We start from the raw sequence: 19,516 nt of genomic DNA, 5'->3' as shown, positions 1-19,516 counted from the left end.
GCCTGCCTGTTGCTGATATGAGAGAAAAATTTTCTACAGGAATCGGTAATGTTAGATAAAATTGATTGCAGACTGCTGGCGCTGCTTCAGGAGGACGCGACGCTCTCTTTGCAGGCGCTCGCCGATGCCGTTAATCTGACGACGACGCCCTGCTGGAAGCGGCTCCGGCGGCTTGAAGATGACGGCTATATTATTAAGCGCGTCGCGCTGCTCGACCCGGAAAAACTCGGCCTCGGCCTCACCGCCTTTATGCTGATCAAAACGCAGCATCACAGCAGCGACTGGTACAGTCAGTTTGTCGCGGTGGTGGAGGAGATGCCGGAAGTGCTCGGTTTCTGGCGCATGGCGGGCGAATACGACTACCTTATGCGGGTACAGGTGGCCGATATGAAAAGCTATGATGACTTTTATAAACGTCTGGTCAACCGGGTGCCGGGGCTGTCAGATGTCACGTCGAGCTTCGCCATGGAGCAGATAAAATACACCACGGCCCTGCCGCTTAAGCGCTGAACCGTCTGGCTCGCCACGACGCCCGCGCTTTATCATCAGACCAATCAGGAATTTCGCGTGCGATTATTTGCTCAGTTAAGCTGGTATTTTAGCCGGGAGTGGCGTCGCTACCTCGGCGCGGTTGCCCTGCTTATTGTTATCGCCATTCTGCAACTGGTGCCGCCAAAAGTGGTGGGCTACGTTGTCGACGGCGTCACTCAACACCACTACACCACGCGCCAGGTGCTGCTGTGGGTGGGCCTGCTGGTGGTGATTGCGATAGTGGTTTATCTGCTGCGCTACGTCTGGCGTGTGTTGCTTTTTGGCGCGTCCTATCAGCTTGCCGTTGAACTGCGGCGCGATTTTTACCGCCAGCTCAGCCGCCAGCATCCGGAATTCTATCTGCGCCATCGCACCGGTGATTTGATGGCGCGCGCCACTAACGATGTCGATCGCGTGGTCTTCGCCGCCGGCGAGGGCGTGCTGACGCTGGTCGATTCACTGGTGATGGGCTGCGCGGTGCTGGTCATCATGTGTACGCAGATCAGCTGGCAGCTCACGCTGCTGGCGCTGTTGCCGATGCCGGTGATGGCGATTGTCATCAAGCGCTACGGCGATCAGCTACATCACCGCTTCAAAGCCGCGCAGGCGGCGTTTTCGTCGCTGAATGACAGAACGCAGGAGAGCCTGACCAGTATCCGCATGATTAAAGCGTTCGGCCTGGAAGACAGACAGTCGGCGCTGTTTTCTGAAGACGCGCGCGATACCGGCGTGAAAAACCTGCGCGTGGCGCGCGTGGACGCTCGTTTCGACCCGACGATTTATATCGCGATTGGCATGGCGAACCTGCTGGCCATCGGCGGCGGCAGCTGGATGGTGATGAATGGCACGCTGACGCTCGGCCAGCTCACCAGCTTTACGATGTATCTGGGCCTGATGATCTGGCCAATGCTGGCGCTGGCATGGATGTTTAACATTGTCGAGCGCGGCAGCGCGGCGTACAGCCGCATTCGCGCGCTGCTGGCGGAGGCGCCGGTAGTGAAAGATGGCCAGGCGTCGCTGCCCGCCGGGCGCGGTGTGCTGAACGTGGCTATCCGCGAATTCCGCTATCCACATGCCGCGCGCGATACGCTGCGTAACGTGCAGTTCACGCTGAAACCCGGCCAGATGCTGGGGCTGTGCGGCCCGACCGGTGCCGGCAAAACCAGCGTGCTGTCGCTTATTCAGCGCCATTTCGATCTCGACGCAGGGGAGATTACGTTCCATAACGTCTCGCTTGACCGCGTGCATCTGGATGACTGGCGCGGGCGGCTCGCCGTCGTCAACCAGACGCCGTTCTTATTCTCCGACACGGTCGCCAGCAATATTGCGCTCGGCAAGCCGGACGCCACGCAGGAAGAGATAGAACAGGCGGCGAAACTCGCCTGCGTGCATGACGATATTCTGCGTCTGCCGCAGGGGTATGACACGCAAGTCGGCGAGCGCGGCGTGATGCTCTCCGGCGGGCAGAAGCAGCGCATCTCTATTGCCCGCGCGCTGCTGCTGGAGGCCGAAATTCTGGTGCTGGATGACGCGCTCTCCGCCGTTGACGGGCGTACTGAACATCAGATTCTGCATAACCTGCGCCAGTGGGGCGAAAACCGCACGGTTATCATCAGCGCGCACCGGCTGTCGGCGCTGACCGAAGCCAGCGAAATTCTGGTGCTGCAACACGGCCAGGTGGCGCAGCGCGGGCGTCATGAGGCGCTTGCGGCACAGCCCGGCTGGTACCGGGATATGTATCGCTATCAGCAGCTCGAAGCGGCGCTGGACGACGCGCCGGAAGAGAACGACGAGGAGGCGCTGAATGCGTAATACCGTAAAAAGCTGGCCGACGCTGAAACGTTTGCTGGCGTATGGCTCGCCGTGGCGTAAACCGCTCGGCGGCGCGGTGCTGATGCTGTGGGTGGCCGCCGCGGCGGAAGTGACCGGCCCCGCGCTCATCAGCTATTTCATCGACAACCTGGTCGCGAAAAACCAGCTGCCGCTGGGGCTGGTGGCCGGGCTGGCGTTCGCGTATGTGCTGCTGCAAATCCTCGCCGCCGGGCTGCACTACTGGCAGGCGCTGCTGTTTAACCAGGCGGCGGTGGGCGTGGTGCAACAGTTGCGTACCGATGTGATGGATGCTGCGCTGCGCCAGCCGCTCAGCGCGTTCGACACGCAGCCGGTGGGGCAGCTGATTTCGCGCGTCACTAACGATACCGAGGTGATCCGCGATCTCTACGTCACGGTCGTGGCGACGGTGTTGCGCAGCGCCGCGCTTATCGGCGCGATGCTGGTGGCGATGTTCAGCCTCGACTGGCGCATGGCGCTGGTTGCTATCACTATCTTCCCGGCGGTGCTGATCGTCATGATGATTTATCAGCGCTACAGCACGCCGATTGTGCGCCGGGTGCGAACTTATCTGGCGGACATTAACGACGGCTTTAATGAAGTCATCAGCGGGATGAATGTCATCCAGCAGTTCCGCCAGCAGACGCGTTTTGGCGAGCGCATGAACGCCGCCAGCCATTCGCACTATCTGGCGCGAATGCAGACGCTGCGCCTGGACGGCTTTCTGCTGCGCCCGTTGCTGAGCCTCTTTTCCGCGCTGGTGCTGTGCGGCCTGCTGATGCTGTTCGGCTTCACCGCCGTCGGGACGATTCAGGTGGGGGTTCTCTACGCGTTTATCAGCTATCTGGGCCGCCTGAACGAGCCGCTGATTGAACTCACCACCCAGCAGTCGATTTTGCAGCAGGCGCTGGTGGCGGGCGAACGTGTGTTCGAGCTGATGGACAGGCCGCGCCAGGATTACGGCCACGACGACCGCCCGCTGACGAGCGGCGCGATTGAGGTGGATAACGTCTCATTTGCCTATCGCGACGATCAGCTGGTGCTGAAAGACATTTCGCTCTCGGTGCCGTCCCGTCACTTCGTGGCGCTGGTCGGTCACACCGGCAGCGGCAAAAGCACGCTCGCGAGCCTGCTGATGGGGTATTATCCGCTCAGCAGCGGCGAAATCCGCCTCGATGGCCGACCGCTCGCCTCGCTCAGCCACGGCGTGCTGCGTAAAGGCGTGGCGATGGTGCAGCAGGATCCTGTCGTGCTGGCCGATTCGTTCTTCGCGAACGTCACGCTCGGGCGTGATATCGACGAAGCGCGCGTCTGGGAAGTGCTGGAAACGGTACAACTGGCCGAGCTGGCGCGCGGCATGAGCGAGGGCATCCATACCCGCCTTGGCGAGCAGGGCAATAATCTCTCCGTCGGGCAGAAACAGTTGCTGGCGCTGGCGCGCGTACTGGTGGATGCGCCGCAAATCCTTATCCTTGATGAGGCGACGGCGAATATTGATTCCGGCACCGAGCAGGCGATTCAGCACGCGCTGGCCGCTATTCGGCCGCACACGACGCTGGTGGTTATCGCGCATCGCCTCTCAACGATCGTGGAAGCCGACACCATTCTGGTGCTGCATCGCGGGCAGGCGGTAGAGCGGGGCAGCCATCAGGCGCTGCTTGAGGCGCGCGGACGCTACTGGCAGATGTATCAGCTCCAGCTTGCGGGTGAAGAGCTACAGGCCGCCGCGAAAGAGGAGCCGCTCAGCGCCTGATGCACCAAAATCAGGCGTTCTGCTAACACGCATCCTTAGTGGTGCAAAAATGTAACGCACCGTGCACTCGCATGGTGCGTTTTTCTTTTCTGCTTTGCGATCCCTTCGTTTCATCCCGCTTCCTTGCCGCAGTTTTTGCCGTCGCCGCACGCTTTTCTATTCCTGGCACGCCACTTGCTTTATCAGATCATCTTCGCTGCCGAATTACCCATTTCTGACTGGAGGGGATCTATGAAGCTGGTTACCGTGGTAATCAAACCGTTCAAACTGGAAGACGTGCGTGAAGCACTCTCCACCATTGGCATTCAGGGGCTTACCGTCACCGAGGTGAAAGGGTTCGGGCGCCAGAAAGGCCATGCCGAGCTTTACCGCGGCGCCGAATACAGCGTGAACTTCCTGCCGAAAGTAAAAATCGACGTGGCTATCGCCGACGATCAGCTGGATGAAGTGATCGAGGTGGTCAGCAAGGCCGCGTGGACCGGAAAAATTGGCGACGGCAAAATTTTTGTCGCCGAACTGCAACGCGTGATTCGTATTCGTACCGGCGAAGCCGACGAAGCGGCTCTCTGATTTCTGGCCAACCGTAACAGGAATGCACAAGATGAAACACACAGCTTTCAAATCGGGTTTCGGCCTGCTTGCTCTTCTGCCGGGTATTGCCCTGGCGGCGCCCGCGGTGGCGGATAAAGCCGATAACGCCTTTATGATGATCTGCACCGCGCTGGTGCTGTTTATGACCATCCCAGGCCTTGCGCTCTTTTACGGCGGTCTAATCCGCGCGAAAAACGTGCTCTCGATGCTGACGCAGGTGTCCGTCGCGTTCGCGCTGGTCTGCGTCCTTTGGGTGGTCTATGGCTACTCGCTGGCGTTCGGCAGCGGCGGCAGCTTCTTTGGCAATGTCGACTGGCTGCTGCTGAAAGGCATTAAAATCACCGACCTGATGGGCACCTTCTATCAATACATTCACGTAGCGTTCCAGGGCTCCTTCGCCTGCATCACCGTGGGGCTTATCGTCGGCGCGCTGGCGGAACGCATCCGCTTCTCGGCCGTGCTTATCTTCGTGGCGGTGTGGCTCACCTTCTCCTATGTGCCGATTGCGCATATGGTCTGGGGCGGCGGCCTGCTGGCGTCTCACGGCGCGCTGGATTTCGCGGGCGGTACCGTGGTGCACATTAACGCGGCGGTAGCAGGTCTGGTGGGCGCGTATCTGGTTGGCAAACGCGTTGGCTTCGGCAAAGAAGCGTTTAAACCGCATAACCTGCCGATGGTCTTTACCGGCACTGCAATCCTTTATTTCGGCTGGTTCGGCTTTAACGCCGGCTCTGCCAGCGCCGCCAACGAAATCGCGGGTCTGGCGTTTGTGAACACGGTTGTTGCAACGGCGGCGGCTATCCTTGCCTGGGTCTTTGGCGAATGGGCGCTGCGCGGTAAACCGTCGCTGCTGGGCGCGTGTTCCGGCGCCATTGCCGGTCTGGTGGGCGTAACGCCTGCGTGCGGCTACATCGGCGTGGGCGGCTCGCTTATCGTGGGTATCGCGGCGGGTCTGGCGGGCTTGTGGGGCGTCACCCTGCTGAAACGCTGGCTGCGCGTTGACGACCCGTGCGACGTATTCGGCGTGCATGGCGTCTGTGGCATAGTGGGTTGCATCCTGACAGGTATTTTTGCCTCAACATCACTTGGCGGCGTGGGTTACGCGGCGGGCGTGACGATGGGTCATCAGGTGCTGGTGCAGCTTGAGAGCATCGCCATTACTGTTGTCTGGTCTGCTGTGGTCGCGTTTATCGCCTATAAAGCGGCAGATTTGACCGTCGGCCTGCGTGTCTCCGAAGAGCAGGAGCGCGAAGGGCTGGACGTCAACAGCCACGGCGAGAACGCCTACAACGCCTGATAGCGGCGATATCTCCGGAGCAAAAAACCTCCCGCATGCGGGAGGTTTTTTTATGGGGGCGAGTGGCAAGGTGGGTGCGCTTTGCTTACCCACCCTACAAAAAACACTCACACCTACCGTAGTTAACCGTAGGGCGGGTCACCCGCCGGGTCGCAAAAAAATTACCCGCGCTTTCTCATCACGCCTTCCTGCACGGTCGAGGCGACCAGCACGCCGTCCTGCGTATAAAACTCACCGCGCACAAAACCGCGGGCGCTGGAGGCGGACGTACTCTCTACGCTGTAAAGCAGCCACTGGTTCATATCAAACGGGCGGTGGAACCACATCGAATGATCGATGGTCGCCACCTGCATCCCCGGCTCCAGGAAGCCAACGCCGTGCGGTTGCAGCGCCACCACCAGGAAATTGAAATCCGATGCATAACCGAGCAGCGACTGATGCACGCGCACCTCGTCCGGCATCTGCCCGTTGGCGCGCATCCACACCTGACGCTCCGGCTTCGCCGTGTGGCCTTTTAACGGGTTGTGAAACTCTACCGGGCGGATCTCCAGCGGCTTATCGCACAGGAATTTGTCCTTCACCTGCGGCGGCAAAAGGTGCGCCAGCGAGCGGGCAATCTCCGTTTCCGATTTTAGCCCGTCAGGCGCGGGCGCAGGCGGCATGGGTTTCTGATGCTCGAAGCCGCTTTCCGGCGCCTGGAACGACGCGGTCATATAAAAAATCGGTTTACCGTTCTGGATAGCCGCCACGCGCCGCGCGCTAAAACTATTGCCGTCGCGCAGCACTTCCACGTCATAAACGATGGGTTTCTGGCTGTCACCGGGGCGCAGAAAATAGCTGTGGAATGAATGCACCAGACGCTCTTCCGGCACCGTTGCTTTGGCGGCGTACAGCGCCTGCCCGACGACCTGGCCGCCGAACACCTGCCGTAAGCCGAGGTCTTCGCTTTGGCCGCGAAAGAGCCCTTCTTCAATTTTTTCCAGATTTAATAACGCGAGTAAGTTGCTCAGCGCCTGACTCATAAAGGGTCCTCTACATACCGGGAAATGCACAGCCGTGCGAATGAATATATCCCGATTATAACGCAGAACGGCAACTGGTCAGAGGGGTTAAATAATCTTAATAGCGCCCCGTTTCCAAGCGAAAATTAGTGATATGTGCCACACTTAGCACGACAAACATGTTGTAACAGCTCACGCTGGTGAGTGCCTGGCGCTTACTGGTGGAATGAAAATAAGGAGAACGCCATGAAACTCGTGCACATGTTAAGTGGTTTAGCCGTTGCCGTTGCTCTGGCCGGTTGCGCGCAGGATAAAAGTGCTGATATTGCTGTTCCAGCCCCGAACCCGAATACTTCCGGCGTCGCGACCAAGCCGGTGATTAAACAGCCGAACGTTTCCGGTACCGTCTGGATCCGCCAGAAAGTGGCTCTGCCGCCGGATGCCGTGCTGACCGTGACCCTTTCTGACGCCACCCAGGCGAACGCGCCGTCGAAAGTACTGGCGCAGAAAGTGGTGCGTACCGAAGGTAAACAGGCGCCGTTCAGCTTCGTACTGCCGTTTAACCCGTCCGACATTCAGCCGAACGCCCGCGTTCTGCTGAGTGCGGCGATTACGGTTAAAGATAAGCTGGTGTTTATCACCGACCGCGTCCAGCCTGCGGTGAACGAAGGTGGCACCAAAATCGACCTGACGCTGGTGCCGGTGCAGCAGACCGCGGTGCCAGTACAGTCTGGTGGCGGTGCGGTGACAAGCGTGCCGTCAACCTCGCCGACGCAGGTCACGCCGTCCTCCGCCGTTCCGGCGCCGACGACGTACTAAACCCGCACAAGCGCCTCTTCGGAGGCGCTTTTCAGTAGCGCCACCCGTAGCGCGCCAGATCGATCTCTCCTTTCCCTGAGACCTGCACCCCCTCCGCGAGCAACGCCTGCCTCTGGCGCTGTAAATCCGGCCCGGTCAGCGAAATTTCCCCGTGACGATTCACCACCCGATGCCACGGCAGCGTGCTGCCTTCCGGCAGACGCTTTAGCACGCCGCCTACCTAACGCGCCGCCCGCGGCGAGCCCGCCAGCCGCGCCACCTCGCCATAGGTCGTGACGCAGCCTTCCGGGATGGCGGCGACAATCTGATAAACGCGCTGTGGAAAGGTGTCGTGGTGGTTCATAGAGGCTCCTTGATTTCAGGCGTTAAGCATAAGAAAGCGCGGGCGAAGGGCGCAACTGTGGAGTGTTTTTTATCAGTTATTTAAATATTAATCCTTTACATATCAGTGAATTATATGTTTTCAGGGAAAAGGAAATACGCTTGCGCTCACGGTACGATTCCGGCGTGCGCCGCAGAATAGGCGGAATTTTGCAAAGGACTGATTTATGAGCGGATATTTACACTGGGGTAAATCCCGAAAAGGTGAGAACCATCAGGGCGATGAATACCACCTGCTGCAATGGCATTCCCTTGATGTAGCTGCATGCGGATACGTGATGGTCATGGAAAACCACTTTAACGCCGCGTCTCTCTTTGTGACGCTCGGGATAGACGATCGCGAAACGGCGGCCACGTTTTTCGCCTGGCTACTCTGCTGGCATGACATCGGCAAATTTGCGCGTCTGTTTCAGCAACAATACCGCTGCGACGCGCTGGCGTGCGGCCAACGAGACGTCAACGACAGCCGCCATCACCATACCGTCACCGGTATGTGGCTGTGGCAAAACCATCTTGGCGATACTGTGGCGCAGGGCATGACAGGCCCGCTGTCGGCGCGCGAGTGTAAACGCGTGCTGGACAGGTGGATGCCTGCGGTTATTGGCCATCATGGCAAGCCCGTCTCCTGTGAAAACTGCCATAACGATTTTCTGCCGGAAGATATCGCTGCCGCCAGAGCGTTTACGGGCGCGGTGAATGCACTCTTCCCGTCGGTTGCGCTGCCGCCGTTATGGAATGACGATAACTGGCGGGAGGCGTTCCCGGAGAAAAGCTGGCTGGTCTCCGCGCTCACGGTACTGGCAGACTGGACGGGCTCCGCGAATCTGCACTTCCCCTGGGTGGCGCAGGCGATGCCGTTTGAGGAGTACTGGGCTCGCGCTGTTAAACAGGCGCAACGGGCGCTTCGCCTGTTGCCGCCAGCAAGCGACGTCGCGCCCTTTACCGGCATCGAAACGCTTTTTCCTTTTATCACCAGACCTACGCCGCTTCAGCAAAAAGCGCTGGAGATGGATATTCACGCGAAAGGCCCGCATCTCATCATTCTTGAAGATGTCACCGGCGCCGGAAAAACGGAGGCGGCGCTGGTGCTGGCGCATCGCCTGATGGCGGCGGGGCAGGCGCGCGGGCTCTATATCGGCCTGCCGACGATGGCGACGGCGAATGCCATGTATGCGCGGATGTCGCAGGCCTGGCTGCGGCTCTATCGTGAAGGCAGTCATCCAAGCCTCGTGCTGGCGCACAGCGCGCGCAAACTCTCTGCGGGATTTAATGCCTCCATCTGGGCACATGAATTACTGCCGAACGACTCCGGCGATGAGGCCGCCGCGTATGAAGGCTGTGCCGCCTGGTTTGCGCAGTCGCCTAAAAAGGCACTGCTCGCTGAAACCGGCGTCGGCACGCTCGACCAGGCGATGATGGCGGTGATGGCGTTTAAGCACCAGAATCTGCGCCTGCTGGGCCTGAACGATAAAGTGCTTATTGCCGATGAAATCCACTCTTACGATGCGTATATGTCGCATGTGGTGGAAAAGCTTGTCGAGACGCGTGCCCGCTACGGCAACGCCACGATTTTGCTTTCCGCCACGCTTTCGCAGGCGCAGCGCGACCGCCTAATCGCCGCCTTTTATAAAGGGCTTAACACCACGCGTGAATCGCCGCGCCTCGGGCCTGACGACTACCCGTGGATAACGCATCTCCACGCGCAGGGCATCGACGGGCAGCGCGTCTCCACGCGTGCGCAGGTGCAGCGGCGCGTCGGCATCGGCTGGATGGAGGATGACGCTGCGTGCTTTGATAAGATCGAGACGGTAGCGCGCGAGGGCGGCTGTATCGGCTGGATACGAAATTCCGTCGACGATGCGGTGAACAGCTACCGGGAATTAATTCGCCGGAGGAATATCCCGGAAGAGAATATTATTTTATTTCATAGCCGTTTCGCGTTTATCGACCGTAATGATAAGGAACAAAAAACGCTGGAATGGTTCGGAAAACAAAATACGATTAATCGAAGCGGTAAGATAATTATATCTACTCAAGTAATAGAACAATCTATCGATATTGATCTGGATTATTTAATTAGCGATCTCGCGCCGGTCGATTTATTAATTCAGCGCGCCGGACGTTTGCAGCGGCATAGTCGTGATAAACAGGGGCAGCTTAAATTAACCGGCGCAGATGAACGCCCCGCGCCACGTCTGGATATTCTGGCTCCGCGCTGGGAGGCGCAGCCGGATGAGAAATGGCTGACCTCCGCCATGCGTAATACCAGTTACGTTTATCCGGCGCATTCGCGGCTCTGGCTGACCCAGCGGATATTGCGCGAGCAGGGCGAAATAAAGATGCCGGAAGCGGCGCGCCTGTTAATTGAAGCCGTATATGGCGAAGACGTTGAGGTGCCGGAAGGCATGAAACGTTCTGAAGAGAAGGCGCTGGCCGACTATTACTGCCAGCGCGCCATTGCGAGTAAGTATGAAATTTCCCTTGACGTTGGTTACCGCGTTGAGAGCGCGGAGCTATGGGGGCCGGACGTCTCGACCCGTATTGGAGATATGACCATAAGCGTATCGCTCGCACGCGAGACATCGCAAGGCATAACACCCTACGCGCAGGGCGATAACGCCTGGGAGATGAGCGCGCTGCGCGTGCGCAAAAGCTGGTGGGACAAGCACCGCGACGAGTTCACGCTGCTTTGCGGCGAGGCGCTCTCTCAGTGGTGCAGCGAGCAGCGTAAACCAGAGGCGGTGGTGATTCTGCTGCCGGGCGGTTATTCAGCCAAAGAGGGGCTTATCGGCGAGGCGTAGCTTAGTCAATCCCAGGGCACTTGCCCTGGGATTTTATCCCCGCGAAAGCGGGGAACGGTTAAACACCAGGAGAAAAAATACACCGGTTTATCCCGGTTAATATCGACGGGAACGAAATAAGGGTAATAGATAAGAAATAAAATAAAAGGTGTAATTTTTCTTTTGATGTTTTTTTAGCGCTATGTCACTTTTTATTTGAATCTTCAGGCGTATTTTTCAATGAGTTCGATCGAGGTGATTGAATTATTTTTGATATGAATTAATTGTCTTGATTAATTTCTGCTATCCATTATTTAAACCTTTAAAGGACGCATGCCTGCGGGATATCTGTCAGGCAGGTGATGCTGCCAACTTACTGATTTAGTGTATGATGGTGTTTTTGAGGTGCTCCAGTGGCTTCTGTTTCTATCAGCTGTCCCTCCTGTTCAGCTACTGACGGGGTGGTGCGTAACGGCAAAAGCACCGCCGGACATCAGCGCTATCTCTGCTCTCACTGCCGTAAAACATGGCAACTGCAGTTCACTTACACCGCTTCTCAACCCGGTACGCACCAGAAAATCATTGATATGGCCATGAATGGCGTTGGATGCCGGGCAACCGCCCGCATTATGGGCGTTGGCCTCAACACGATTTTCCGCCATTTAAAAAACTCAGGCCGCAGTCGGTAACCTCGCGCATACAGCCGGGCAGTGACGTCATCGTCTGCGCGGAAATGGACGAACAGTGGGGATACGTCGGGGCTAAATCGCGCCAGCGCTGGCTGTTTTACGCGTATGACAGGCTCCGGAAGACGGTTGTTGCGCACGTATTCGGTGAACGCACTATGGCGACGCTGGGGCGTCTTATGAGCCTGCTGTCACCCTTTGACGTGGTGATATGGATGACGGATGGCTGGCCGCTGTATGAATCCCGCCTGAAGGGAAAGCTGCACGTAATCAGCAAGCGATATACGCAGCGAATTGAGCGGCATAACCTGAATCTGAGGCAGCACCTGGCACGGCTGGGACGGAAGTCGCTGTCGTTCTCAAAATCGGTGGAGCTGCATGACAAAGTCATCGGGCATTATCTGAACATAAAACACTATCAATAAGTTGGAGTCATTACCACTCTGAGCTGGGAAATAAAGATAACGGTAATAATAAAAAATGAAAGGTATTGTATCTGTTCTATTTTTGCTAGTTATAATGAAACTCTTTCTATTGCTAACTTTTATGTTTGTTAATTTAAATTAAATGTTAATTACAGCGTTTATTAAGTTAAACATGTAGAATTTATACTTTCTTCAATTAATAGGAATATATAAATGACATGGGATAAGTATGCAGCAATACGTCATGCACATGATCGGGCCTATAGCAATAGCCATCATAAGTGTGAGTTATTTGTCAAAGAAGCTATTATTGCTGGTGGGGTGGATATACATCCAACACCTTCTGCAAAAGATATGGGTAACGCATTGATTCAATCTGGTTTTTATGAAGTTTATGGTGAGCCCGTAGCGGGTGACGTTGCTGTTATTAACGCGATCCCCGGACATCCTGATGGTCATGTTTGTATTTATGATGGCCAAAAATGGATTAGCGATTTTAGGCAGAGATCGCTTTATCCAGGGGATAGTTACCGCCGGGCTCACCCTGCCTTTAAACTTTACAGGCATTACTGAACATGAATAAAACCATTTGCACCTTACTTACTACTGTCGCGTTGTGTAGTACTACCGCTGTTGCCAATGATGAAACGCTTGAACAAAAACCGCAGCAGGCCGCACTTAATTTTAATCGCTGGTATATAAGCGGCTTTCAGAATACTCATCAGGATCTTCTTGATAGCAAGCAGATTAGACATTACGTGACAAAAACAACGCGGGAGAAATTGCGGCGAGCCAGACCGAATGAAAATGAATTTTATGATGCGGACTTTTTCATCAAGGCTCAGGACATTCTGCCGGACTGGACTTCTCATATCGTCATTACGGATGTCGAGTATGACCCGGTTTGTACGCAGGTGTATGTGTCGTTTGGTCAAAACCCGGTACATGAGGTGATCGATTGTATGGTGAAGGAAGCGGGTATATGGAAGGTTCAGTCCGTTGCACGCGTGCCAGTGGCGAAAGGGAAACCCTGAAAAGGAAATCGAGTCGTTGAGTAGAGTCCTTGCGCCCGGTGGGTGCGCTTTGCTTACCCACCCTACATCTATTGATTGCAAGGCCAGGTGGGTGCGCTTTGCTTACCCACCCTACATCTATTGATTGCAAGGCCAGGTGGGTGCGCTTTGCTTACCCACCCTACATCTATTGATTGCAAGGCCAGGTGGGTGCGCTTTGCTTACCCACCCTACATCTATTGATTGCAAGGCCAGGTGGGTGCGCTTCGCTTACCCACCCTATATATAAACTGGCGCGCCAGCGCTTATCCGACACACAAACTTTTCCCGCACCTGCTCTCGATTGCGCAATAAACCGGCATACGGCGCGCGTTGGGTTGCAATCGCCGGGGGCAACAGACATAATGCGCCCTGCGCGTTTAACGACGCTCTCAATGGGGGCCCTGTTGGTTCTCCCGCAACGCTACTCTGTTTACCAGGTCAGGTCCGGAAGGAAGCAGCCAAGGCAGATGACGTGTGTGCCGGGATGTAGCTGGCAGGGCCCCCACCCATTTCAGGCTCTCCACCGCGATAACCTACTTCTACTGCGCTGCTTTTAAGCATCCGCTTCTGCGTTTTCCCGTTCTTCCCACAGCTATTTATTTCCGCGTTGCAAACCGCTTTATTTTATTCTGTCGTTTAAATTTAATTATATTGTCATATATTTGTCATCTTATTGTCATAATAGCTGAACCGATATCTCATTTTTAAAACGTCTTTTTATAAGTAAGAGCTTAATGCTGGATCTTAATAATCAATTAAGGTATTAAATAGCTCTCATCTGAAAGGAAAGGAATTTTCTATGACTGCTGCGGTGCTTAACGTAAAAATAGATACCGATCTCAAAGAAAAGCTTCGTCAGTATGCTGAGCAGCACGGTGAAACGCTCAGCGCCGCCACAGAAAAGCTGTTGCAAAAGGCGCTGGTGCTGGGCGAGGAAGACGACGTGGTGAACAGCGAAGAGATCGACAGCCAGCACACTGAAGAAGATGTATCCCCACTTTCTGTAAAAGAAATCAAAGCGCTACGTAAACTGCTGAAGAAAAGAAAATGAAAGACGCGTCTTTATCCACTACGGCTGCAACCTATCGGGAAGCCTGTGAGCTGTTGCGTTCAGGCTATGTCAAACACGTCCGCCTGGGCTGGGATGTCGGCAGCGATGAGTTTTTTCGCATTGCGTCTGACTGGTGCGATGCAGGTGCAAAAATAAAAAAAGAGGGCGATGCGTTTGTCATTTCCCTGAAAGGTTTTCCGGTTCCCCGCCAGCATTAATTCCCTCCTGCTACACGCGTCATGAATATATCATCTGCGTGACACGGCGCTGTTACAAAGCGCCGTCATTATCCTCGCATAATAAAATGATACGCCTCACCATCTCAAATTATGTGCAGTCATGGATGACCGTTTTTTTATGGCGGGCCGGAAGGCTCGTCGTCTGTTTTTCTCGCCATTATTAAAACTCGGTGCGTGTTTGTAACTTTTGCTTCAGGTTCACCTTAATGACAGAGGTGTGCAATGATACCCAAGTTATTGCTCGTGGCAGGCCATATCGCCAGCGTGGTTATCTCTCTCTGGTGCGCATATGTGGTAGCGATTGTCGGTGTCTTTTTGCTGCGCATCACCTGGCCTGTTCTGAATATGTAATGTTCACACCAGCCCACGGGCAGTCGACGCGCGCGTCTCCATAAGCTGATGCCAGAGCGGCTGTAACCGGGAAAATGCCTCTTCCAGGCGTTCGGTCTCAAGCGTAAACGGCATTCGCAGAAAGCGCTCAAAGGCTCCTTCCACGCCAAACCGGTTGCCCGCGCCAAGATGAATCCCGAGCCCTTCGGCGCTGGCCGCGAAACGTGTCGCCAGCGGGCGCGGCAGCTCCACCCAGAACGATAATCCCCCTTGCGGCAAGCTCGTGCGCCACTGCGGAAAATAGCGCTGCATGGCGTCCAGACACGCATCGCGACGCGCTTTTAACGCCGTGCGTCGCGGCGGCAGAAAATGCGGGGCATCCTCAATCAGCGTGGCGACGGCGAGCTGTTCCAGCAGCGGCGAGCCGAGATCGAGCGTATCGCGCATCTGGATCAGCGATGCGATCGTGCGTGTGCTGGCGCGTATCCAGCCAAGCCGTAGCCCACCCCAGAAACTCTTGCCTGCCGAGCCGAGCGTAATGACCGTATCCTGGGCGTCAAACGCGGCGAGCGGCGGCGGCGGCGCCTCTTCATACCAGAGATCCACCATCGTTTCGTCGACGACCAGCGTTGTGCGGCTGGCGGTGGCCGCGGCGGCGATGCGCTCACGGGTGGCGGCGTCCATGCAGTAGCCGGTAGGGTTGTGGTAATCGGGAATGAGATACGCAAGGCGCGGCGACGTCTGGGCGAACGTGGCCGCCAGCCCGTCCGGATCCCAGCCCTGGCTTGCCAGCGCCACCGATACCGGACGGCATGATGCGCCACGAATGGCGGCGATGGCGAGCGGATAGGTTGGGTTATCGATAACCACCCGGTCGCCGGGGCCGGTCAACAGCCGCAGGACAAGCGCAAAACCGCTCACCGCGCCGTTGACGAGCATCACCTGATCGGGGCTGGTGGGCAGACCGCGCGCGCTATAGCGGGCGGCGAGGGTTTCACGCAGGCGCAGCAGCCCCTGCGGATCGTAGCCCGTATGGCCGAGATAATCCGGCAGTTGCGCCACGGCGCGCTGGCAAGCCGCTAACACCTCCGGGCCTGCGCTCAGCGCTGCGGTAGAGAGATCGAGCGCGCCGCCGCTGCCAGTGAGCGTTGGCACCGAGGCGCTGGCGGGCAGGGCGATTTCCGAACCTGCGCCGTGGCGGCTTATCAGAAAACCTTCATCGCGCAGTAGCCCCAGCGCGCTGGCTATGGTCGTACGGCTGACGCCCAGCGCGCCGGCCAGTTCACGCTCGCCCGGCAGACGGCTCGCGAGCGGCAGGCGACCATCCAGAATGATCAGGCGCAGCGCCTGCGCCAGCTGACGATAAACCGGCAGGCGGGAATGCGCCTGCTGCCAGTGGCCGAGCAGGCGCAACAGCGAGGCTGTGCCGGTACGACGATGATTCATAAGCAGTCCACTTTGTTGAAACTGGACCTTAATCTTACGTCCACTGGCCTTAAAGTAGTAGCCAGATGACGAATGAGGGAAAAAATATGTGGCGTCGTTTGGTGCAGTTGTATGTCGGGCTTTCGCTGTATGGCGTATCGACCGCAATGTTCGTCCGGGCCGATCTCGGTACCGATCCGTGGAACGTGTTTCACGTGGGGCTGGCGCGGCTGCTGTCGCTGAATCTCGGTGCGGTGATTATCGGCGTCGGCGCGCTGGTGTTGCTGTTGTGGGTGCCGCTGCGCCAGAAGCCGGGCCTTGGCACTATCAGTAACGTTATTATGATCGGGCTTGCGGCAGATGCGGCGCTGGCCGTGCTGCCTGCGCCGTCATCGCTGGCGCTGCGTGGCGGGCTGCTCGTTGCCGCCGTGGTGCTGAATGCGCTGGCAACCGGCATGTATATCGGCGCGGGCTTTGGCGCAGGGCCGCGCGATGGCCTGATGACCGGCATTCACGCCCGTACCGGCTGGTCGGTGCGAAGTATTCGTACCGCGATTGAAATCACCGTCCTGCTGGCGGGCTGGGCCATGGGCGGCACGCCCGGAATTGGCACCGTGGTGTATGCGCTCGCCATCGGGCCGCTTATTCAGCTCTGCCTGCCGTGGTTTCTGGTGCGGCGCGTAAAGCCTGCCGCACCGGCCGTGGCAGCCGCTGAAAAAGGATAGGTCATCTTTTTGCCGCGCTGCGTTATGCTGGGTGTTTTCGCCGATGAGGAATGGTCATGTCGAACCCTGCAGCCTTACACGCACGGCCAGCGCTGCACTGGAGCAGCGAAGCGCTGGCCTCAATACTGTGCCGCTGTTTTGATGGCTATCTGGTGCCGTTTCAACTGGATGGCGCCGCGTTTGCGTACCGTTTCGGCGCGGAAAATGTCTGCCTGAACGCGAGTCGCGTCTGGCTTGCGGGTGAGCAGGTCGTCGCGCTGGCGCTCATCTCCCGCCGCGGCTGGCGCAGCCGTCTCGCGGCGTTCGCCATTCATCCTGACTGGCGCGGTAAAGGCGTGGGTAAAACGCTGATGATGCAGTTGCTGGATGAAGCCCACGAGCGCGGTGAAAAAAGCATGACGCTTGAAGTAATTGTCGGTAACGACGCCGGTCAGGCGCTGTATGAACGTGTGGGGTTTACCTGTGAGAAAACGCTGGTAGGTTTTCAGGCCCACAGCCCGGCGGCGTTTGTGAATACGCAGGCGTTAATGCCCTGCGATCCGCATGACATCGCACAGCGCATGGCAGCGCAGGTGGAAGACCTGCCGTGGTTAATGGCTCCGGAAACGGCGCAGGCGCTGCCGGGCACGGGGTTTTCGCTGGATGATAAGGCGTTTGCCATTATTGCGACCGGTTTTGCTCAGCCGCAACTGCGCGCGTTGTGGGTTGCGCCGCAGGCGCGGCGTGAAGGGCACGCCCGGCAGTTACTGTCGCTATTGCATGAGCGCTTTGCGGGTTTAATGACGCCCGTGGCGGTTGATCAGCGCCTGGCGCCGCTCTTTGAACAGAGCGGTTTTCGCATTCAGCCGGTGCGCCAGTATGAGATGCGGCATCGGCTTAACTGACGCCGTGCCGCCCGCACCAGGCGATAAACTCCCCGGCGGGCAGCGCCTTGCTGTAGAGCCAGCCCTGCGCGTACTGCACGCCATGTTCCCGCAGCCACAGCGCCTGGCTTTGATTTTCCACGCCTTCGGCCACCATCTCCAGCTTCAGCGTTTTCGCCATTTCGATAATGTGCGGCGTGACGGTTTTGTACTCCAGCGCATCGACGAACGATTTATCGATTTTCAGGATATCGACATCCAGATCTTCGAGATAACTCAGGCTGGAATAGCCAGTGCCGAAGTCATCAATATAAATTTTGTGCCCCGCCGCGCGCAGGCGTGCGATGATTGGCCCGCTTAGCGCCGGGTCGGCGAAGCCGCGTTCGGTTATCTCCAGGGCGAGCTGATGCGGCGCGACGCCGTGTTGCGCCAGCGCCTGGCTGAACATATCGACAAACTGCGGATCGTGCAGATCGAACGCGGAAATATTGATGGAGATATGCTGTTGCGGATGCGTACGCAGCCAGTCGCCAAGATCGTCCAGCACGTTATGAACAATGCGGCGCGTCAGCGGGCCGATAAGCCCGGTCTGCTCGGCAAGCGGGATAAAAATATCCGGCGTTAACATGCTGCCGTCAGGCTGCGGCCAGCGGATGAGCGCTTCAGCGCCGGTGGGCTGGCCATTGGACAGACGAATGATCGGCTGATAGTGCATCACCAGTTCATTATTGGCGATACCGTCCTGCAGGCGATAGCGCGGCGACTGCAAACGCCGCAACAGGCGCAGCAGCCAGAACGCTAATGCGAGGCTGATAAGGATACCCGCCGGGAGCCAGATAAGCTGGAGTTTACGGATTTCTGCCGTCTGCGGTGCCTGAGAGGCCCACGCCACCACGGCAATCCCGGAGCGCGGCTCGCGGTGAATCAGATAGATATTGCCCTGATACTCAATTTTTCTGGCACCGCTTTTACGCGCCATGTTCCAGACCGTTTTATCAAACGGGCCGCTACTTGCCAGCACGCGGTTGCGCGGCAGCCCAATGATGGCGGTGTTAATCGGCCAGGCGCTGAACGGAATTAAATCGATAAACGAGCTGGGATCGATAAGCACCATATGTGGCCCGTGAGCAACCATTACCATGGATATCGACAATCCCACATCGTTTTGCGTGCTGAACCAGATCTTGTAATTCTCATCGTTAACCCATGTTGGCGTCGGCAGCGGTTTTGACGTGCTGCGCCCTACCAGCGAGGAGCAGACCGGCGTCATATCTTTTAAGTAGACCACTTCCTGAACATGGCGGAACACAAACGACGTGCGCCGCATCGCCTGTAAATGCGCCTCGCTACACGGCTCGCCGGTGAAGCTGTTGATTTTGGCGAGTGCGGCTTTCGCCTGCTGCATGATGTCATTGGTACGGATAAGCGTGCGTTCGGTATAGGCGTCCAGCTCCACGACAAAATGCTGTTCGGCCTGATGACGGGCGAGCCAGAAACTAAACGCGACAGGCAGCAAAACGCTGAGTAACAGCACGCCTGTTACTATTTTTATCCGTCTTGTGATGGTCACGATTGCTGCCTGCCCTGAAGAAGAAATGAGTGCCGGAGTACTTCTAGCGTAGTGGGGGATAATGGCTTTTGCGACGGCACGGCGCATTGATTTTGCGTAGGGTTAGGGCAAAAAAAGTGTGTAAAGCGGGCGCAGCAATGACGGCTGCGCCGCGAGTATGGATT

Annotated in this window: 18 protein-coding genes, 1 other RNA gene and 1 pseudogene; 16 read left to right on the top strand and 4 right to left on the bottom strand. The window is 57.2% G+C overall.

Features of this window, described 5'->3' with window-relative positions; all coding sequences use genetic code 11:
- The first annotated feature begins 48 nt into the window (after positions 1-48).
- From CSK29544_RS20265 to amtB, 5 genes are all read left to right on the top strand, one after another.
- Positions 49-510, top strand: coding sequence for an Lrp/AsnC family transcriptional regulator (locus CSK29544_RS20265; protein WP_004387554.1), 462 nt, complete (start codon positions 49-51; stop codon positions 508-510).
- Positions 511-567: 57 nt separating this feature from the next.
- Complete coding sequence (locus CSK29544_RS20260; RefSeq protein WP_007865262.1) at positions 568-2,343, top strand: SmdA family multidrug ABC transporter permease/ATP-binding protein; 1,776 nt, start codon at positions 568-570, stop codon at positions 2,341-2,343.
- Positions 2,336-4,114 carry a SmdB family multidrug efflux ABC transporter permease/ATP-binding protein gene (locus CSK29544_RS20255; RefSeq protein WP_007902825.1) on the top strand — a complete coding sequence of 593 codons (1,779 nt, stop codon included), beginning with the start codon at positions 2,336-2,338 and terminating at the stop codon, positions 4,112-4,114. The genes CSK29544_RS20260 and CSK29544_RS20255 overlap by 8 nt, the downstream gene beginning before the upstream one ends.
- 231 nt (positions 4,115-4,345) lie before the next feature.
- Complete coding sequence (glnK, locus tag CSK29544_RS20250) at positions 4,346-4,684, top strand: P-II family nitrogen regulator (RefSeq protein WP_004387552.1); 339 nt, start codon at positions 4,346-4,348, stop codon at positions 4,682-4,684.
- A 31-nt stretch (positions 4,685-4,715) separates the two neighbouring features.
- Positions 4,716-6,002, top strand: a complete 1,287-nt coding sequence (gene amtB, locus CSK29544_RS20245; RefSeq protein WP_029039630.1) for an ammonium transporter AmtB — start codon at positions 4,716-4,718, stop codon at positions 6,000-6,002.
- Between the two features lie 161 nt (positions 6,003-6,163).
- Here amtB and tesB read toward each other — a convergent pair whose 3' ends face one another.
- Positions 6,164-7,024 (bottom strand): acyl-CoA thioesterase II, encoded by an 861-nt coding sequence (gene tesB / locus CSK29544_RS20240; protein ID WP_004386082.1) that lies wholly within the window; start codon positions 7,022-7,024, stop codon positions 6,164-6,166.
- Between the two features lie 225 nt (positions 7,025-7,249).
- Here tesB and CSK29544_RS20235 point away from each other — a divergent pair, with 225 nt between their 5' ends.
- A complete protein-coding gene (locus tag CSK29544_RS20235; protein WP_004386081.1) occupies positions 7,250-7,822 on the top strand; it encodes a YbaY family lipoprotein in 573 nt (190 codons plus the stop codon).
- 31 nt (positions 7,823-7,853) lie between these two features.
- On the opposite strand, the pseudogene CSK29544_RS20230 reads toward CSK29544_RS20235, so the two are convergent.
- Positions 7,854-8,165: pseudogene (locus tag CSK29544_RS20230) on the bottom strand (MGMT family protein).
- A 205-nt stretch (positions 8,166-8,370) separates the two neighbouring features.
- Between CSK29544_RS20230 and CSK29544_RS20225 the strand changes: the two are divergent.
- From CSK29544_RS20225 to CSK29544_RS24985, 8 genes are all read left to right on the top strand, one after another.
- On the top strand, positions 8,371-11,004 hold the full coding sequence (locus CSK29544_RS20225; protein WP_007902474.1) for a CRISPR-associated helicase/endonuclease Cas3: 2,634 nt from the start codon (positions 8,371-8,373) through the stop codon (positions 11,002-11,004).
- 392 nt (positions 11,005-11,396) lie between these two features.
- A protein-coding gene (locus CSK29544_RS20220) for an IS1-like element IS1B family transposase (RefSeq protein ID WP_095033700.1) occupies positions 11,397-12,094 on the top strand; the annotation gives its coding sequence in 2 pieces (ribosomal slippage) (positions 11,397-11,646 and positions 11,646-12,094; 699 coding nt in all).
- Positions 12,095-12,307: 213 nt separating this feature from the next.
- A complete protein-coding gene (locus CSK29544_RS24420) occupies positions 12,308-12,667 on the top strand; it encodes a CHAP domain-containing protein (protein ID WP_155267709.1) in 360 nt (119 codons plus the stop codon).
- Between the two features lie 2 nt (positions 12,668-12,669).
- The gene (locus CSK29544_RS20215; RefSeq protein ID WP_029039157.1) at positions 12,670-13,128 is read left to right on the top strand and encodes a DUF3828 domain-containing protein; all 459 of its coding nucleotides are present in this window, start codon (positions 12,670-12,672) and stop codon (positions 13,126-13,128) included.
- Positions 13,129-13,551: 423 nt separating this feature from the next.
- Positions 13,552-13,648: signal recognition particle sRNA small type (gene ffs, locus CSK29544_RS23445), an RNA gene on the top strand.
- Positions 13,649-13,948: 300 nt separating this feature from the next.
- Positions 13,949-14,200 (top strand): DUF6364 family protein, encoded by a 252-nt coding sequence (locus tag CSK29544_RS20210; protein WP_004386923.1) that lies wholly within the window; start codon positions 13,949-13,951, stop codon positions 14,198-14,200.
- The gene (locus tag CSK29544_RS20205; protein ID WP_007781449.1) at positions 14,197-14,418 is read left to right on the top strand and encodes a hypothetical protein; all 222 of its coding nucleotides are present in this window, start codon (positions 14,197-14,199) and stop codon (positions 14,416-14,418) included. Before CSK29544_RS20210 ends, CSK29544_RS20205 begins: the two co-directional genes overlap by 4 nt.
- Positions 14,419-14,661: 243 nt before the next feature.
- The gene (locus tag CSK29544_RS24985) at positions 14,662-14,790 is read left to right on the top strand and encodes a hypothetical protein (protein WP_007865308.1); all 129 of its coding nucleotides are present in this window, start codon (positions 14,662-14,664) and stop codon (positions 14,788-14,790) included.
- 3 nt (positions 14,791-14,793) lie between these two features.
- On the opposite strand, the gene yczR is transcribed toward CSK29544_RS24985, so the two are convergent.
- Positions 14,794-16,215, bottom strand: coding sequence for a MocR-like transcription factor YczR (gene yczR, locus CSK29544_RS20200; protein ID WP_004386921.1), 1,422 nt, complete (start codon positions 16,213-16,215; stop codon positions 14,794-14,796).
- A gap of 86 nt (positions 16,216-16,301) precedes the next feature.
- Here yczR and yczE point away from each other — a divergent pair, with 86 nt between their 5' ends.
- Both yczE and CSK29544_RS20190 read left to right on the top strand, forming a co-directional pair.
- Positions 16,302-16,919, top strand: a complete 618-nt coding sequence (gene yczE / locus CSK29544_RS20195) for a membrane protein YczE (protein ID WP_014729420.1) — start codon at positions 16,302-16,304, stop codon at positions 16,917-16,919.
- 56 nt (positions 16,920-16,975) lie between these two features.
- Positions 16,976-17,803 carry a GNAT family N-acetyltransferase gene (locus CSK29544_RS20190; protein WP_007891909.1) on the top strand — a complete coding sequence of 276 codons (828 nt, stop codon included), beginning with the start codon at positions 16,976-16,978 and terminating at the stop codon, positions 17,801-17,803.
- On the opposite strand, the gene pdeB is transcribed toward CSK29544_RS20190, so the two are convergent.
- Positions 17,796-19,352: a cyclic di-3',5'-guanosine monophosphate phosphodiesterase PdeB gene (gene pdeB / locus CSK29544_RS20185; protein ID WP_007891910.1), complete on the bottom strand. Its 1,557-nt coding sequence runs from the start codon at positions 19,350-19,352 to the stop codon at positions 17,796-17,798. The genes CSK29544_RS20190 and pdeB overlap by 8 nt on opposite strands.
- Positions 19,353-19,516 lie beyond the last annotated feature (164 nt).

The sequence above is a fragment of the Cronobacter sakazakii genome (assembly GCF_000982825.1).
Lineage (GTDB): Bacteria > Pseudomonadota > Gammaproteobacteria > Enterobacterales > Enterobacteriaceae > Cronobacter > Cronobacter sakazakii.
Note: the sequence above shows the minus strand (reverse complement) of the source record. Positions and strands in the feature narration are given on the sequence as shown.